Here is a 16,702-nt window from a genome sequence, read left to right on the forward strand (position 1 = left end):
ATGCAAGGTTTAGAAGCAGATTCAGATTACTAATTTTATAAAAATATGTAAGCATGGGACATCGTAACCATATATAAGTATGTCGATATCAGCTTTAAGACATCATAAATGCCATGATGATTCTAAGATAATTTAATAGGGACTTTAACGTTATAACCAATCTATTTAAGAATAATAACATCGCATTGAAATTGTGATATTAAAAATGAAATCGATAGCTTGCTATAATAATTTTCGCTTGTGCTTTTAAAAATGGACTAGAGAAAGCGCAGATGCTTTGTCCTAAGCTTTTTAAGAAAAGGATGATAAAAATGAGAATGATAGACATTATTGAGAAAAAGCGTGACGGTCATACACTAACAACGGAAGAAATTAATTTCTTTATTGGCGGCTATGTTAAAGGGGATATTCCTGATTACCAAGCATCAAGTTTAGCAATGGCGATTTATTTCCAAGATATGAATGATGATGAGCGTGCAGCATTAACGATGGCTATGGTTAATTCTGGTGATATGATAGATTTGAGTGATATTAAAGGTGTCAAAGTAGATAAGCACTCAACAGGTGGTGTAGGAGATACAACTACATTGGTTTTAGCACCATTAGTAGCAGCTGTAGATGTTCCTGTTGCAAAAATGAGTGGGCGTGGATTAGGTCATACAGGTGGTACGATTGATAAATTAGAAGCAATTGATGGTTTTCATGTTGAAATAGATGAAGCAACATTTGTGAAATTGGTTAATGAAAATAAAGTGGCAGTTGTAGGACAATCAGGAAATTTAACTCCTGCAGACAAAAAATTATATGCCTTAAGGGATGTTACTGGTACTGTCAATTCAATACCATTAATTGCCTCTTCAATTATGAGTAAAAAGATTGCTGCTGGTGCAGATGCAATTGTATTAGATGTAAAAACTGGTAGCGGTGCATTTATGAAAACATTAGAAGATGCTGAAGCATTAGCGCACGCAATGGTACGTATTGGTAATAATGTGGGACGTAATACGATGGCGATTATTTCTGATATGAATCAGCCACTTGGACGTGCGATTGGCAATGCGCTTGAGTTACAAGAAGCAATTGATACGTTGAAAGGACAAGGTCCGAAAGATTTAACAGAACTTGTATTAACATTAGGTTCTCAAATGGTTGTACTTGCAAACAAAGCTGAAACGCTTGAAGAAGCGAGAGCGTTGCTAATTGAGGCAATTAATTCAGGTGCAGCATTAGAAAAATTCAAAACATTTATTAAAAACCAAGGTGGCGACGAAACTGTTATTGACCATCCAGAGCGTTTGCCACAAGCTCAATATCAAATTGAATATAAAGCTAAAAAATCAGGTTATGTGACTGAATTAGTCTCTAACGATATAGGTGTCGCTTCGATGATGTTAGGAGCGGGACGTTTAACAAAAGAGGATGATATTGATTTAGCGGTTGGTATTGTTTTAAATAAAAAAATTGGTGATAAAGTAGAAGAAGGAGAATCATTATTAACGATTCACAGTAATCGCCAAGATGTAGACGATGTTGTTAAAAAATTAGATTCAAGCATAACAATTGCTGATCATGTTGTATCGCCTACATTAATTCATAAAATCATTACAGAATAGGAGTTGAAGCTGATTGAACATACTAAGATATTTATTAGGAATAGGTTTTAGTGTAATAGGTGTATTGCATTTTACACGAGAACGACAATTTAGAAATATCATACCGAAATGTTTGCCACTTCGAAAAACAGCGGTTCTTGTTACAGGAATCTTTGAGATATTATTTGGACTTGCACTTTTAATTAAAAGACCATCTCAATGCTTGAAAAATACAATCAATCTATTCTTGCTAGCTGTATTCCCAGCTAATATCTATATGGCAGTTAAAAAGTTACCTTTAGGAGATAAACAATTGCCAACATGGCAACTATATTTAAGGTTACCTATGCAGTTCGTGTTAATGGGACTAATTAAGAAATTATAGTGGTTCTCAAATAAATCGGACAAATGTTAAAGATTTTACTTTTTCATTTGTTCGATTTTTTGACTTTGAAGCATAATAAAAAGCAGTTGGACAATGGCGATTGTAAAATCATTGTTCGACTGCTTTTCTGATTAACTTGATTGACTAAGATTTATTTTCCTGTACCGAAAACATCATGCCATTCGTTTCGTTTGTCTAGAAATGCTTGAGCGATAGTTTTAGCACCTTCTAATGAATGACTTGCTGCCCAGCCACATTGTACTTCATTACAAGCAGGCACTTCAGTAGCATTTAGCACATCATTTAAAGTTGCTTCAACAATATTTAATACATCATCATAATTATCATGATTAATAAATGATACATAGAAACCAGTTTGGCAACCCATAGGACTTAAATCAACAACTTTGTCACTATGATTTCTAATATTTTCAGCCATTAAATGTTCTAATGAATGTAGTCCGGGCATATCCATATGTTCTTTGTTTGGTTGTTTGAAACGAATGTCGTATTTGTGAATGACATCTCCGTTTAATCCTTCCATCGTTCCCGCTAATCTAATAAATGGGGCAACCACCTTAGTATGATCTAAATTGAAACTTTCAACATTCATTTTTGTCATTTTGAATTTCCTCCTATTAACTACTCAAAACTATAAAACGCTTATGATTTGTTGCATTATAAAACTTAAGTTTGTTGTAAGTTGTGTTTCTAACAATACTTAAATTGTAACAATAGGGCTTATGTTTTACAATTTGAAACTGTTTTATAAATTTATGAAAGGCTTTTAGTTATTAGAAAATTTTGTAAATAAAGAAAAACTAGATGACATCATGAGATAAAACCGATAGAATAAGTAATAATTCATTTTGAAAGAACAAAATATTGTGGATGATTAAAATGAGTGTAGGGTAAAAGGGAGATAGTAAAAAATGAGTGAAAAACAACAAATTCTCGATTATATAGAAACAAATAAATATAGTTATATCGAAATCAGTCATAGAATTCATGAACGTCCTGAACTTGGTAATGAAGAAATATTTGCGTCTCGAACTTTAATAGATCGTTTGAAAGAGCATGATTTTGAAATTGAAACCGAGATTGCTGGGCATGCAACTGGGTTTATAGCGACATATGATTCAGGACTTGACGGGCCAGCTATAGGTTTTTTAGCAGAATACGATGCTTTGCCAGGATTGGGTCATGCTTGTGGTCATAATATCATTGGAACTGCAAGTGTTCTTGGTGCAATTGGTTTGAAGCAAGTGATTGACCAAATTGGTGGTAAAGTAGTCGTTCTTGGATGTCCAGCTGAAGAAGGTGGGGAAAATGGTAGCGCTAAAGCTTCTTATGTCAAGGCTGGTGTGATTGATCAAATAGACATTGCCTTAATGATTCATCCGGGAAATGAAACTTATAAAACGATTGATACTTTGGCAGTGGATGTTTTAGATGTTAAATTTTACGGAAAAAGTGCTCATGCCTCTGAAAATGCAGATGAAGCGTTAAATGCATTAGACGCTATGATTAGTTATTTTAATGGTGTAGCACAACTACGACAACATATTAAAAAAGATCAACGTGTGCATGGTGTGATTTTAGATGGCGGGAAAGCAGCTAATATTATTCCAGACTATACACATGCTCGTTTTTATACTAGAGCAATGACGCGTAAAGAATTGGATATATTAACAGAAAAAGTAAATCAAATCGCACGTGGAGCTGCGATACAGACTGGTTGTGATTATGAATTTGGTCGAATTCAAAACGGTGTGAATGAATTCATTAAAACGCCGAAATTAGATGATTTATTTGCTAAATATGCTGAAGAAGTTGGTGAAGCAGTTATTGATGATGATTTTGGTTATGGCTCTACGGATACAGGGAACGTAAGTCATGTTGTGCCAACAATACATCCTCATATTAAAATAGGATCACGTAATTTAGTAGGACATACGCATAGATTTAGAGAAGCGGCTGCGAGTGTACATGGTGATGAAGCATTAATTAAAGGCGCTAAAATAATGGCGTTGATGGGGTTAGAGTTAATTACAAATCAAGACGTTTATCAAGACATTATTGAAGAGCATGCGCATTTGAAAGGGAATGGGAAGTAATGACAAATAATGGTAATGAGCCGAACTTAACGTTAAGTGATTTATATGACAAAGATGTTGTCTATACGTCAAGACCTTCGTATATATCGAATCCATGGTTGAAACCGGACGAACATCAATCTAATTTTTTAACTGGTAGGGAGTTATTAATAGCAAATCAATTACCTGTTATTGTTCACGAAGCTAGTGCGACAGACAAATTGCATCAGCTATTTCAAGTTATTGGTAAGGAAGTACCGAACTCAATTTATACATTTAACAATCAGCAATCTTACGAAAACTTGATCAAACAATTGGCACATAAGGAAAATAAAAAGATTTATTTTCAATATATTCATGATGAAACAATCTTGAATCAGCAATATTATGCATTAGATAAAACGTTATTTGTTGCTTTAAATAATAAAGCAAGAATACCTGAATGGACAAATGGGAAGTTTTTACCAAAAAGAAAAGTTGTAAAAATTGAGCAATTCGAAAACGAGATTAAGAATTGGGAATTCCCGTTAGTAATTAAGCCGGGAGATGATCTTCCGACAGCAGGTGGCTATGGCGTTATGATTTGTTATCATGATGCAGATTTACAAAAAGCGATAACGCGTATTAAAGAGGCAACTGCTGAAACGAATTCGCTTATTATCGAACAGAAGATTGAAGAAAAAGCGAATTATTGCGTTCAGTTTGCATACTCGGAATCGCTAGGCATTCAATATCTTGGTGCGGCAACGCAATTAACGGATAAGTACGGATTTTATAACGGAAATGAAAATACTACTAATGTACCAGAGCACGTTATAGAAGCAGGTAGACAAATTATGGAAAACGGTGTGAATCAAGGATTCTTTGGTGTAGCTGGTTTTGACCTACTCGTCGATGAGGATGATAACGTTTATGCGATTGATTTAAACTTTAGACAAAATGGTTCAACGAGCATGTTATTACTTGCTAACGAGTTGAATTCAGGATATCAAAAGTTTTATAGTTATCATTCAAAAGGTGATAACACACATTTCTTCAATACGATTTTGAAATATGTCAAAGAAGGTAGTTTATACCCGTTATCTTATTATGATGGTGATTGGTACGGTGAAGATAAAGTTAAATCAAGGTTTGGCTGTATTTGGCATGGTGATTCAAAAGAAACAGTACTGGAGAATGAACGCGCATTTTTAGCTGAACTTGAACACTATTAGAGTTCGGAACATAAGGCGCTACAATGTTGTGTTGCCAGTAGTTGACTGAATATGCGTTTGTAACAAGCTTTTTTCGATTCTAGTCAACAGTAATTAAATTTATGATATGGCAATACTTTGTAATACTAATATTAAATGGCGACTTTTATTTCACTATGTTATAAGAGTTGCCATTTTGTTGATAAAGGTATACTAAAGGTTATCGTTTTGAAATTTTTAGTAACTAGATATGTTTCGTGTTATAGACCGAATTTGTGTATACGTAAAATTTAATGCTATTGAATTTTTAAAATGAAAAACATGACATTAAATTGAATTCATAATATGTCTAATTGACTAACTTGTTGGAGTCATTTACTATTTTATGTATGACATATTTTAAAAAGTGAGGGTCAAGCATGTCTTATAAAGCATATCCATTCTTTAGAGATATATTAATAAATGAATGTATTTATTTCGCCTCTAAAAATAAAAAACTAGTACGCCTAAATTATAAAAGTGAAGCGTATGTAGGCGTTTGGACAGAAGAAAGTGTGGCCGTATCATTTTTAACAAGTCGTGATATTCCATTTGATAAAGTTGTAAAAATGGACGTTGATCGTTTTGCTACTTATGAATTAGATGAATTGTTTGATGAACAAGACCATATTATTATGAATCAAACAATGGAAGAAGAAGGGCATCTACTAAACGTTGTAGCTGTTACACAAGAAGTGATGACGGAATTAGATAAAATTAGAATCAAAGAATTTGTCCAAGATGTAGCGAAATATGATGAAGTATACGGCTTAACTAAAAAAGGTAGTAAGCAGTTTATTCTCATTAGTGAAAATGATAGCGACGAAAAAAAGCCGCATATTATGCCTGTATGGAGTATTAAAAACAGAGCGTTAAAAGTTCGAGATGAAGATTTTGAAGAGTGTGATTTAATTACGATTGAAGGTTCTGTTTTCGGAGAATGGCTAGATGAACTTAGAGATGATCATAAAGCCGTTGCGATAGATTTAAAAACTGGCGTGGTTGGTACAATTGTTTCAGCGCAAAAATTGTCTAATGAACTTACATTTTAATTGAATTGAGTTGTAAGTAATTAAGTGATAATAAATGGAACAATACGTATTCAAAACACTTAGACCATAAAATAAAAGGCCATTTATATAGCGTTTATTTAAAACAACGCGCATATAAATGGTCTTTTTCTATTTTTCTAAATATAATGCACCAATAGCACCTGAAAATGCGCCGTTTTCAACATAGTACGGTTTGCAACCGCGTAACACAGTATAATCTTCCACAACTTTTCGTAATAAAGCGTTATTATGAAATGAAGAACCGATATAAACGATATTTTCAGTTTTAAATTCACGTGCAACAGTAATGGCCATTGTCGTAACAACTTCACCAACGACACCAATAACGGCTGCTAATTTATTGCTAGGTGTAAAATCAGCATCTAAATGATGTAGTACATGACCAAAATTAGCTGCTGTTAAATCACCGGGAATGGGTGGTTCGGTATCTTTATAAATATGTCTAACCTTTAAATCGATAGTGTTACGATCACCGTGTTGTGCCATGTCAGTTAACTGTTTATAATCAGTGATTTGACTTAGTAAATAACCGAGTCCTTGAATCATGCCACCACCTGTACCGATACCGCCTACACGACGTTGTGATTGGCCGTCGAAATAATGTAGTGACGTACCGGTACCAACATTTGCAAAAATATAATCTGCTAAGTCATGGCCTTGCTCTTTTAACAAAATACCTAGTCCTTGAGATGCAGCATCAAACTCTACAAAAATTTGTGCAGGAATGTTGATGTTTTCAGCAATGACACCTGCATTACCTCCAGTTAAGCATAATTTTTCAATTTGCTGTTGGTTTAACCATTCCACAACTTGATCAATATTTTTAGTTAATTCAGTTTTAAAAGTACGTTGGTTATCTTGCTCTTGAACGATTTTAATTAGTGTACCGCCAGCGTCAATGCCAACTTTCATAAGATTCCCACCTCATTATTAATGTCTATCCTTAAATAATAGTATAGTAAAATGACTAAAAAACAAGTAATAATAGTAATTATTAACAAATTTGATGCCATTGTATTTCGACATTGTAAGCGCATCGCAATTAATGTATTACAAACGTAGACGTTAAGTTATATATATTATTTTCTAGGAATTTTGAAGTTGTATAGGATTGTTAGTTAGTGACGCAATATTAAAAGTAGTTCGTACGCAGTGTATTTGTAAGTCTCTGATTAAAATGATAAGTAATGAGGAATAGCACATTAATTTTGAAATTTAAAAAAATATAAATAAGTAATTTATTTAACTTAGAGCAAATAATGGTATCGTAGTGAAATAATAGGTAAAATAATATGGGGATTCATGCTTCATATATAAAAAGATAGGGGTTAAATATATGGCTAAAGAACTTTGTTTTGAAGGTATCACTTTAAAAGCATTTGATGAACAATATCGTTCAGCAATTAATGATTTTGACTTGAATGAAAGACAACAAATATATTCATCTTTACCTAAAGAAGTTATTGATGATGCAATTAATGATGCTGATAGGATTGCTAACGTAGCAATAAACGATAAAAATGAAGTGGTGGGCTTTTTTGTATTACATCGTTACTATCAGCATGAAGGTTATGATACACCTGAAAATGTCGTTTATATTCGTTCATTATCGATTAATGAAAAATATCAAGGTTTTGGATATGGCACGAAAATAATGATGTCATTGCCGCAATATGTTCAAGGTGTATTTCCTGATTTTAATCATCTATATCTAGTAGTAGATGCGGAAAATGACAATGCTTGGAACCTATACGAACGTGCTGGATTCATGCATACAGCGACTAAAGAAGAAGGACCAATTGGCAAAGAACGACTATATTACTTGGACTTAGATTCAAAACATGTTTCGTCATTAAAGCTTGAAGAAGAAAGTCGTTCAGAAGTGACCAATGTACATATCATTAATTTAATGATTGATGGCCAAAAGGTTGGCTTTATTGCATTGGAGCAGATTGGTGAACGCATGAACATTGCTGCTATTGAAGTGGATAAATCATATCGCTTTAATGGTATTGGTTCAAGTGCGCTGCGACAATTGCCAACTTACTTAAGAAAAAACTATGACAACCTTAATGTGATTACGATGATTCTGTTTGGAGAGAATAATGATTTTAAACCATTATGTCTAAATAGTAATTTCGTTGAAATCGAACAAACTGATGATTATGTCGTTTTTGAAAAATATTTAAATTACTAACAGTGATTGCGAAATATGATATTGTCATTTATAATTTAGTTTTGTTACTATATATAAATGAATTCAGACGTATAAATTTAGATTATATCCTTCGAAAGGAAGTATTGGGCAATGAAAATTCAAGATTATACAAAACAAATGGTTGATGAAAAATCATTTATTGATATGGCTTATACATTATTGAATGATAAAGGCGAAACAATGAACTTATATGATATCATCGATGAATTTAGAGCGTTAGGTGATTATGAGTACGAAGAAATTGAAAATCGTGTTGTACAATTTTACACGGATTTAAACACAGATGGTCGTTTTTTAAATGTTGGAGAAAATTTATGGGGATTACGTGATTGGTATTCGGTAGATGATATTGAAGAGAAAATCGCACCAACTATTCAAAAATTCGATATTCTGGATGCAGATGATGAAGAAGATCAAAACTTAAAATTATTGGGCGAAGATGAAATGGATGACGACGATGATATTCCAGCTCAAACAGATGATCAAGAAGAACTAAATGATCCAGAAGATGAGCAGGTTGAAGAAGAAATCAATCATTCGGATATAGTCATTGAAGAAGATGAAGATGAACTAGACGAAGACGAAGAAGTGTTTGAAGACGAAGAAGACTTCAACGATTAATTTTTTGTTTGACTTTTAGTTGAAAGATGATAAAATTTTATTCGGGCTCCTTTAAATAGGACACGTGTATAAAATTTATACGCTCCCCTTACAGAATTTGTGAGAGGGAGCGTTTTTTTATTTAATTGAGTAAATCAAGAAATGATAACGCAAAAATCAAAGTTGTAAATGATATACATAGTGACATAGCAGTATGGAAACGGTAAGTAAACAGAATTTAATTTTGTCGAATTCGACAAATAAACAACTTGAATGAGCTTGCTTTAATGTTATGTTTTACGTAATTTTTACAATTGATGAGGAAGCATTCCCTTTAATAATTAGGAGGTCAAGACATGACAAAATTTATTTTTGTAACAGGTGGCGTAGTTTCATCATTAGGGAAGGGTATTACAGCATCTTCTCTAGGTAGATTATTAAAAGATAGAGGTCTAAATGTAACAATTCAAAAATTCGATCCATACTTAAATGTTGACCCAGGTACAATGAGTCCTTATCAACATGGTGAAGTATTCGTAACGGATGATGGTGCAGAAACTGACCTAGACTTAGGACATTACGAAAGATTTATCGATATTAATTTAAACAAGTTTTCAAATGTGACAGCCGGTAAAGTGTATTCACACGTATTGAAAAAAGAACGTCGTGGTGATTACTTAGGTGGAACAGTTCAAGTTATTCCGCATATTACAAATGAAATTAAAGAACGTTTATTACTTGCAGGGGAAAGTACGAATGCAGACGTTGTTATCACTGAAATTGGCGGTACAACAGGTGATATTGAGTCATTACCGTTTATTGAAGCGATTCGTCAAATTCGTAGCGATTTAGGTAGAGAAAATGTTATGTATGTTCACTGTACATTACTGCCTTATATTAAAGCTGCTGGAGAAATGAAAACGAAGCCAACACAACATAGTGTTAAAGAATTACGAGGCTTAGGTATTCAACCAGACTTAATCGTTGTAAGAACTGAATATGAAATGACACAAGATTTAAAAGATAAAATTGCATTATTCTGTGACATTAATAAAGAAAGTGTTATTGAATGTCGTGATGCAGACTCTTTATACGAAATTCCATTACAATTAAGCCAACAAAATATGGATGATATCGTTATTAAACGTTTACAATTAAACGCGAAATATGAAACACAGCTTGATGAATGGAAACAGTTGTTAGATATCGTTAATAATTTAGATGGTAAAATTACAATTGGTTTAGTAGGTAAATATGTTAGCTTACAAGATGCATATTTATCAGTTGTTGAATCATTGAAACATGCTGGATATCCTTTTGCCAAAGATATTGACATTAGATGGATTGATTCAAGTGAAGTAACAGATGAAAATGCAGCCGAATACCTTGCAGATGTCGACGGTATTTTAGTACCAGGTGGATTTGGTTTCCGTGCAAGTGAAGGTAAAATTAGTGCAATTAAGTATGCTAGAGAAAACAATGTACCATTCTTTGGTATTTGTTTAGGAATGCAACTTGCAACAGTTGAATTTTCAAGAAACGTATTAGGCCTTGAAGGCGCACATTCAGCTGAATTAGACCCAGCAACACCATACCCAATTATAGATTTATTACCAGAACAAAAAGATATCGAAGATTTAGGTGGTACATTACGCTTAGGCTTATATCCATGTTCAATTAAAGAAGGCACATTGGCACAAGATGTTTATGGTAAAGCGGAAATTGAAGAAAGACATCGTCATCGTTATGAATTTAATAATGACTATAGAGAACAATTAGAGGCAAATGGTATGGTAATTTCTGGTACAAGTCCAGATGGACGTTTAGTAGAAATGGTAGAGATTCCGACAAATGATTTCTTTATTGCTTGTCAATTCCACCCAGAATTCTTATCTAGACCAAATCGTCCGCACCCGATTTTTAAATCATTTATTGAAGCTTCATTAAAATATCAACAAAATAAATAAATTTGCTAATAAAACCGGTACTTTCATTGTTAAACATTGAAAGTACCGGTTTTTCGTATAATTTTAATATTATGTTAGTGACAAGGTATGAAATAACAATAGTGACTTTTATAATTCTAAGTCTCTTGTCATTTCAATCATTTGTGTATAAATGTCATAGTATACATAATTCAATGCCATCGCATGTGGTTGGACAATCTTATCGTAATCTTCAGTGTAGACTATAGGTCTTGGTGTAGATAAATCGATAAAATGTACGAGATGATCAGGGAAATCATCTGTTTTAGGTTTGTTGCTTATTAAGACCACATCGATATCTAAGTCGATAAGTTTTTGAATATCTAATGCAACTTGATCATTATAAAATGGTGCGAATAATAATACACGATCAGTTGAGTCAATTTCTTTAAAGTCTTTAATAGCGTCAAGTTTTCGGCTAGATTTTAAACGCTCATCACTATGTAGAATGAAACTTTCGAAAAACTGTAAATCATCATAACCTTTTACATAAACATAACCTTCGCCACCAATTGCTTGAATTAAACATTGGGCGGCCATTTGAATTTCTAAAGATTGTTTTTCTAGCCTATTAAAGATACCTATTAGTTGTGTGTTTAAGATTTTTGACATCTTTATCCTCCAATCTACTTATAAAATATTGTAATTAATGACTACATATTATGCAACGGCTTAAATTGTATAAAAATGTATACGTTTGCATTTAGTATAACTATCGCATTTTTCAAAAAATACACATTTAATCTGCAGTATTTCAATGCATTGACGCTATTTTTTTGATATAATTACTTTGAAAAATACGTGCGTAAGCACTCAAGGAGGAACTTTCATGCCTTTAGTTTCAATGAAAGAAATGTTAATTGATGCAAAAGAAAATGGTTATGCGGTAGGTCAATACAATATTAATAACCTAGAATTCACTCAAGCAATTTTAGAAGCGTCACAAGAAGAAAACGCACCTGTAATTTTAGGTGTTTCTGAAGGTGCTGCTCGTTACATGAGCGGTTTCTACACAATTGTTAAAATGGTTGAAGGGTTAATGCATGACTTAAACATCACTATTCCTGTAGCAATCCATTTAGACCATGGTTCAAGCTTTGAAAAATGTAAAGAAGCTATCGATGCTGGTTTCACATCAGTAATGATCGATGCTTCACACAGCCCATTCGAAGAAAACGTAGCAACAACTAAAAAAGTTGTTGAATACGCTCATGAAAAAGGTGTTTCTGTAGAAGCTGAATTAGGTACTGTTGGTGGACAAGAAGATGATGTTGTAGCAGACGGCATCATTTATGCTGATCCTAAAGAATGTCAAGAACTAGTTGAAAAAACTGGTATCGATGCATTAGCGCCAGCATTAGGTTCAGTTCATGGTCCATACAAAGGTGAACCAAAATTAGGATTCAAAGAAATGGAAGAAATCGGTTTATCAACTGGTTTACCATTAGTATTACACGGTGGTACTGGTATCCCAACTAAAGATATCCAAAAAGCAATTCCATTTGGTACAGCTAAAATTAACGTAAACACTGAAAACCAAATCGCTTCAGCAAAAGCAGTTCGTGACGTTTTAAATAACGACAAAGAAGTTTACGATCCTCGTAAATACTTAGGACCTGCACGTGAAGCTATCAAAGAAACAGTTAAAGGTAAAATTAAAGAGTTCGGTACTTCAAACCGCGCTAAATAATTAATATTTAGTCTTTAAGTTATTAATAACGTAGGGATATTAATTTTAAAAGAAGCAGACAAAATGGTGTTTGCTTCTTTTTTATGTTGTATAAGTAATAAATAAAACAGTTTGATTTTAAAATGAAAGCGTAAAAATGGTAAAATATATCAAAATTGATTGTGATATAATTATAAGGAAAATGAGCAATTTATGAAAAAAGTTTACGTGAAAACCGTAGAATTAAAACTAAATAATTGTCAAAACAACGTCAATATTTAGTTGAATAATCAGACTTTAGACCATGGTCAAGTGGGGAAGAACAGCATATATTAGTAAAGGTGAATGATTTGTTATTAATCAATCGAAAATAGAAAGACAAGATTTTAACGATTAAAATAAACTATTTTACAAATAAAGTAAAATTAATTTATAATGCTAATAATGCAAAAAATTAAAAAGTAATGGACAAAGGAGATAAATGATATGGCTCAAGAGGTAATAAAAATAAGAGGTGGACGCACACTAAATGGGGAAGTTAATATCAGTGGCGCGAAAAACAGTGCTGTAGCTATCATTCCTGCAACATTATTAGCTCAAGGACATGTGAAATTAGAAGGGTTACCGCAAATCTCTGATGTTAAAACTTTAGTGAGTTTATTAGAAGATTTAAATATTAAGGCATCACTAAATGGTACGGAATTAGAAGTTGATACAACTGAAATACAAAATGCTGCATTACCAAATAATAAAGTTGAATCATTACGTGCTTCATACTATATGATGGGTGCCATGTTAGGTAGATTTAAAAAATGTGTGATTGGTTTACCGGGAGGATGTCCACTTGGGCCACGTCCAATTGATCAACATATTAAAGGATTTAAAGCTTTAGGTGCTGAAATTGATGAATCAAGTACGACATCAATGAAAATCGAAGCTAAAGAGTTAAAAGGTGCACATATTTTTCTAGATATGGTTAGCGTAGGTGCAACAATTAACATTATGCTAGCTGCAGTTTATGCAACAGGACAAACTGTAATTGAAAATGCTGCTAAAGAACCGGAAGTAGTTGATGTTGCTAACTTCTTAACAAGTATGGGAGCTAATATTAAGGGAGCGGGTACATCAACAATTAAAATCAATGGCGTCAAAGAATTACATGGTTCTGAGTATCAAGTTATACCTGATAGAATTGAAGCAGGCACATATATGTGTATCGCTGCAGCATGTGGAGAAAATGTTATATTAAATAATATTGTTCCGAAACATGTAGAAACATTAACTGCTAAATTTAGTGAATTAGGTGTGAATGTTGATGTAAGAGACGAAAGAATTCGCATCAATAATAATGCGCCATATCAATTTGTTGATATTAAAACACTAGTATATCCAGGTTTTGCTACTGATTTGCAACAGCCTATTACACCATTATTATTTATGGCAAATGGTCCTTCATTTGTAACTGATACGATTTATCCGGAGCGTTTTAAACATGTTGAAGAATTAAAGCGCATGGGTGCAAATATTGAAGTTGACGAAGGCACAGCAACGATAAAGCCATCAACATTACATGGTGCTGAAGTTTATGCTAGCGATTTAAGAGCAGGAGCTTGTTTAATTATTGCTGGTTTAATTGCTGAGGGTGTAACTACAATTTACAATGTAAAACATATTTATAGAGGTTATACAGATATTGTAGAACACTTAAAAGCTTTAGGTGCAGATATTTGGACGGAAACTGTATAGATTTATCTTGTTTTGTGGTATAATAATTATACTGATTAAAAAAGGGTGTTCGTTTACATTCTAAATTTATTGATGAGAGGTGAAGATGATGGAAGTATGTCCGTATCTCGAAGAAACTTTTAAAATACTTGGTAGAAGTTGGAATGGATTAATCATTAATTATCTCTCAAGATGTAATGACTGTTCAGCACACTTTTCCGATATGAAAAGAGATTTGAAAACAATAACACCACGTGCTTTAAGTCTTAAGTTGTCAGAGCTTGCACAATGGGAGTTAGTTGAGAAGCAAATCATTTCTACGAGTCCAGTACAAATTATTTATGTGCTAACTGAAAAAGGTAAAGCGTTAGCAGAGGCTTTACATCCAATTGAAGCATGGGCGCAATCATATGTCGATTTAACAGATCAACGTACTGCTAAATAATTACATGACGTTTAAACATAGCATTGATTATAACTATTTCTAAGTCTTCGCATTATTTGCGATGATGTGGGAATAGTTATTTTTATTTAAAAATATAAAAAAATAGATGCAGCAAAATTTTAAAGCATTTTATTTTGAACATATTAAAAGGGAGCGTATCATAATGGAATGTAATGTTTATATCGTATGCATTTCGGATAAATAATATATAAATCATTCTTGAGGAGTGAAAGAATAATGAGAGACTACACAAAGCAATACATTAATGGCGAATGGGTAGAAAGTAATAGTAATGAAACGATAGAAGTTATAAATCCAGCAACCGAAGAAGTAATCGGGAAAGTTGCTAAAGGTAATAAAGCTGATGTTGATAAAGCCGTCGAGGCGGCAGACGATGTTTATTTAGAGTTCCGTCATACATCTGTGAAAGAAAGACAAGCGTTATTAGATAAAATTGTAAAAGAATATGAAAACAGAAAAGACGATATTGTACAAGCTATTACGGATGAATTAGGTGCTCCTTTATCATTATCTGAGCGTGTCCATTATCAAATGGGACTAAACCATTTTGTTGCAGCGAGAGACGCATTAGATAACTACGAATTTGAAGAACGCCGCGGAGATGATTTAGTTGTTAAAGAAGCAATCGGTGTATCTGGATTAATTACACCGTGGAACTTCCCTACAAACCAAACATCATTAAAATTAGCAGCAGCATTTGCGGCTGGTAGTCCAGTTGTACTTAAACCATCTGAAGAAACACCATTTGCAGCTGTTATTTTAGCTGAGATTTTTGATAAAGTCGGTGTTCCTAAAGGTGTATTTAACCTTGTTAATGGTGATGGTGCTGGCGTTGGGAATCCTTTATCTGAGCATCCTAAAGTACGCATGATGTCATTTACAGGATCAGGCCCTACTGGTTCTAAAATTATGGAAAAAGCTGCTAAAGATTTTAAAAAGGTATCATTAGAGCTTGGTGGCAAATCACCATACATCGTCCTAGATGACGTAGATATTAAAGAAGCGGCTAAAGCAACAACAGGCAAAGTTGTTAATAATACTGGTCAAGTATGTACAGCTGGTACACGTGTTTTAGTGCCTAACAAAATTAAAGATGCATTCTTAGCTGAATTAAAAGAACAATTTAGCCAAGTGCGTGTCGGTAATCCAAGAGAAGATGGTACACAAGTAGGCCCTATCATTAGTAAAAAACAATTTGATCAAGTACAAAATTATATTAATAAAGGTATTGAAGAAGGTGCTGAATTATTTTATGGTGGTCCTGGTAAACCAGAAGGACTTGAAAAAGGATACTTTGCACGTCCGACAATTTTTATTAATGTAGATAATCAAATGACGATAGCACAAGAAGAAATTTTTGGGCCAGTAATGTCAGTTATCACTTATAACGATTTAGATGAAGCGATTCAAATTGCAAATGATACAAAATATGGTTTGGCAGGATATGTTATTGGTAAGGACAAAGAAACATTGCATAAAGTAGCTCGTTCTATTGAAGCAGGTACAGTAGAAATAAACGAAGCAGGTAGAAAGCCAGATTTACCATTTGGTGGCTATAAACAATCTGGTTTAGGTCGTGAATGGGGCGATTATGGTATTGAAGAGTTCTTAGAAGTGAAATCTATAGCTGGATATTTTAAATAAATTTGATTTTTGAATTA

15 protein-coding genes are annotated in these 16,702 nt (G+C 33.2%); 12 read left to right on the forward strand and 3 right to left on the reverse strand.

Translation table 11 applies throughout. The annotated features are described in order from the left end of the window. Positions 1-311 precede the first annotated feature (311 nt). Positions 312-1,613, forward strand: coding sequence for a pyrimidine-nucleoside phosphorylase (locus tag HMPREF3247_RS05965; protein ID WP_001242318.1), 1,302 nt, complete (start codon positions 312-314; stop codon positions 1,611-1,613). A gap of 13 nt (positions 1,614-1,626) precedes the next feature. Then, positions 1,627-1,977: a DoxX family protein gene (locus HMPREF3247_RS05970; RefSeq protein WP_001024035.1), complete on the forward strand. Its 351-nt coding sequence runs from the start codon at positions 1,627-1,629 to the stop codon at positions 1,975-1,977. Between the two features lie 151 nt (positions 1,978-2,128). On the opposite strand, the gene HMPREF3247_RS05975 is transcribed toward HMPREF3247_RS05970, so the two are convergent. Continuing rightward, positions 2,129-2,599: an S-ribosylhomocysteine lyase gene (locus HMPREF3247_RS05975; RefSeq protein WP_000164421.1), complete on the reverse strand. Its 471-nt coding sequence runs from the start codon at positions 2,597-2,599 to the stop codon at positions 2,129-2,131. 310 nt (positions 2,600-2,909) lie between these two features. Between HMPREF3247_RS05975 and HMPREF3247_RS05980 the strand changes: the two genes are divergently transcribed. The 3 genes from HMPREF3247_RS05980 (at position 2,910) to HMPREF3247_RS05990 (ending at position 6,357) form a co-directional block, all read left to right on the forward strand. Beyond that, entirely contained in the window at positions 2,910-4,094 is a 1,185-nt protein-coding gene (locus HMPREF3247_RS05980; RefSeq protein ID WP_001291500.1) for a M20 family metallopeptidase, read from the forward strand. Beyond that, positions 4,094-5,287 (forward strand): L-aspartate--L-methionine ligase LdmS, encoded by a 1,194-nt coding sequence (locus HMPREF3247_RS05985; RefSeq protein WP_000183726.1) that lies wholly within the window; start codon positions 4,094-4,096, stop codon positions 5,285-5,287. Before HMPREF3247_RS05980 ends, HMPREF3247_RS05985 begins: the two co-directional genes overlap by 1 nt. A gap of 398 nt (positions 5,288-5,685) precedes the next feature. After that, positions 5,686-6,357 carry a DUF2750 domain-containing protein gene (locus HMPREF3247_RS05990; protein ID WP_000120549.1) on the forward strand — a complete coding sequence of 224 codons (672 nt, stop codon included), beginning with the start codon at positions 5,686-5,688 and terminating at the stop codon, positions 6,355-6,357. 129 nt (positions 6,358-6,486) lie between these two features. On the opposite strand, the gene coaW is transcribed toward HMPREF3247_RS05990, so the two are convergent. After that, on the reverse strand, positions 6,487-7,290 hold the full coding sequence (gene coaW, locus HMPREF3247_RS05995) for a type II pantothenate kinase (RefSeq protein ID WP_000862727.1): 804 nt from the start codon (positions 7,288-7,290) through the stop codon (positions 6,487-6,489). A 424-nt stretch (positions 7,291-7,714) separates the two neighbouring features. Here coaW and HMPREF3247_RS06000 point away from each other — a divergent pair, with 424 nt between their 5' ends. The 3 genes from HMPREF3247_RS06000 (at position 7,715) to HMPREF3247_RS06010 (ending at position 11,163) form a co-directional block, all read left to right on the forward strand. Continuing rightward, positions 7,715-8,575 carry a GNAT family N-acetyltransferase gene (locus tag HMPREF3247_RS06000; RefSeq protein ID WP_001040736.1) on the forward strand — a complete coding sequence of 287 codons (861 nt, stop codon included), beginning with the start codon at positions 7,715-7,717 and terminating at the stop codon, positions 8,573-8,575. 111 nt (positions 8,576-8,686) lie between these two features. After that, positions 8,687-9,217 carry a DNA-directed RNA polymerase subunit delta gene (rpoE, locus tag HMPREF3247_RS06005; RefSeq protein WP_000701483.1) on the forward strand — a complete coding sequence of 177 codons (531 nt, stop codon included), beginning with the start codon at positions 8,687-8,689 and terminating at the stop codon, positions 9,215-9,217. Positions 9,218-9,552: 335 nt separating this feature from the next. Next, on the forward strand, positions 9,553-11,163 hold the full coding sequence (locus HMPREF3247_RS06010) for a CTP synthase (RefSeq protein ID WP_000159960.1): 1,611 nt from the start codon (positions 9,553-9,555) through the stop codon (positions 11,161-11,163). Positions 11,164-11,271: 108 nt separating this feature from the next. On the opposite strand, the gene HMPREF3247_RS06015 is transcribed toward HMPREF3247_RS06010, so the two are convergent. Continuing rightward, positions 11,272-11,793, reverse strand: coding sequence for a DUF2529 domain-containing protein (locus tag HMPREF3247_RS06015; RefSeq protein ID WP_000036005.1), 522 nt, complete (start codon positions 11,791-11,793; stop codon positions 11,272-11,274). Positions 11,794-12,010: 217 nt separating this feature from the next. On the opposite strand from HMPREF3247_RS06015, the gene fdaB reads away from it, so the two are divergent. The 4 genes from fdaB to HMPREF3247_RS06035 all read left to right on the forward strand — a co-directional run bounded on the left by fdaB (position 12,011) and on the right by HMPREF3247_RS06035 (position 16,685). Continuing rightward, positions 12,011-12,871: a class IIb fructose-bisphosphate aldolase FdaB gene (gene fdaB, locus HMPREF3247_RS06020; RefSeq protein WP_001131841.1), complete on the forward strand. Its 861-nt coding sequence runs from the start codon at positions 12,011-12,013 to the stop codon at positions 12,869-12,871. A gap of 465 nt (positions 12,872-13,336) precedes the next feature. Continuing rightward, positions 13,337-14,596, forward strand: a complete 1,260-nt coding sequence (locus HMPREF3247_RS06025; RefSeq protein WP_000046602.1) for a UDP-N-acetylglucosamine 1-carboxyvinyltransferase — start codon at positions 13,337-13,339, stop codon at positions 14,594-14,596. Positions 14,597-14,684: 88 nt separating this feature from the next. Continuing rightward, complete coding sequence (locus tag HMPREF3247_RS06030; protein WP_000451438.1) at positions 14,685-15,020, forward strand: winged helix-turn-helix transcriptional regulator; 336 nt, start codon at positions 14,685-14,687, stop codon at positions 15,018-15,020. 237 nt (positions 15,021-15,257) lie between these two features. Beyond that, complete coding sequence (locus HMPREF3247_RS06035) at positions 15,258-16,685, forward strand: aldehyde dehydrogenase family protein (RefSeq protein WP_001206093.1); 1,428 nt, start codon at positions 15,258-15,260, stop codon at positions 16,683-16,685. Positions 16,686-16,702 lie beyond the last annotated feature (17 nt).

It is taken from the genome of Staphylococcus sp. HMSC36A10 (assembly GCF_001838845.1).
In the GTDB taxonomy this organism is placed as follows: domain Bacteria; phylum Bacillota; class Bacilli; order Staphylococcales; family Staphylococcaceae; genus Staphylococcus; species Staphylococcus aureus.

Bases quoted from the DNA above. Each gene is read 5' to 3' on its own strand.
- HMPREF3247_RS06030 (WP_000451438.1), top strand. From the start codon at position 14,685: ATGGAAGTATGTCCGTATCTCGAAGAAACTTTTAAAATACTTGGTAGA.
- coaW (WP_000862727.1), bottom strand. From the start codon at position 7,290: ATGAAAGTTGGCATTGACGCTGGCGGTACACTAATTAAAATCGTTCAA.
- HMPREF3247_RS06015 (WP_000036005.1), bottom strand. From the start codon at position 11,793: ATGTCAAAAATCTTAAACACACAACTAATAGGTATCTTTAATAGGCTA.
- HMPREF3247_RS06010 (WP_000159960.1), top strand. From the start codon at position 9,553: ATGACAAAATTTATTTTTGTAACAGGTGGCGTAGTTTCATCATTAGGG.
- HMPREF3247_RS05975 (WP_000164421.1), bottom strand. From the start codon at position 2,599: ATGACAAAAATGAATGTTGAAAGTTTCAATTTAGATCATACTAAGGTG.
- rpoE (WP_000701483.1), top strand. From the start codon at position 8,687: ATGAAAATTCAAGATTATACAAAACAAATGGTTGATGAAAAATCATTT.
- HMPREF3247_RS06025 (WP_000046602.1), top strand. From the start codon at position 13,337: ATGGCTCAAGAGGTAATAAAAATAAGAGGTGGACGCACACTAAATGGG.
- fdaB (WP_001131841.1), top strand. From the start codon at position 12,011: ATGCCTTTAGTTTCAATGAAAGAAATGTTAATTGATGCAAAAGAAAAT.
- HMPREF3247_RS06000 (WP_001040736.1), top strand. From the start codon at position 7,715: ATGGCTAAAGAACTTTGTTTTGAAGGTATCACTTTAAAAGCATTTGAT.
- HMPREF3247_RS05980 (WP_001291500.1), top strand. From the start codon at position 2,910: ATGAGTGAAAAACAACAAATTCTCGATTATATAGAAACAAATAAATAT.
- HMPREF3247_RS06035 (WP_001206093.1), top strand. From the start codon at position 15,258: ATGAGAGACTACACAAAGCAATACATTAATGGCGAATGGGTAGAAAGT.
- HMPREF3247_RS05990 (WP_000120549.1), top strand. From the start codon at position 5,686: ATGTCTTATAAAGCATATCCATTCTTTAGAGATATATTAATAAATGAA.
- HMPREF3247_RS05985 (WP_000183726.1), top strand. From the start codon at position 4,094: ATGACAAATAATGGTAATGAGCCGAACTTAACGTTAAGTGATTTATAT.
- HMPREF3247_RS05965 (WP_001242318.1), top strand. From the start codon at position 312: ATGAGAATGATAGACATTATTGAGAAAAAGCGTGACGGTCATACACTA.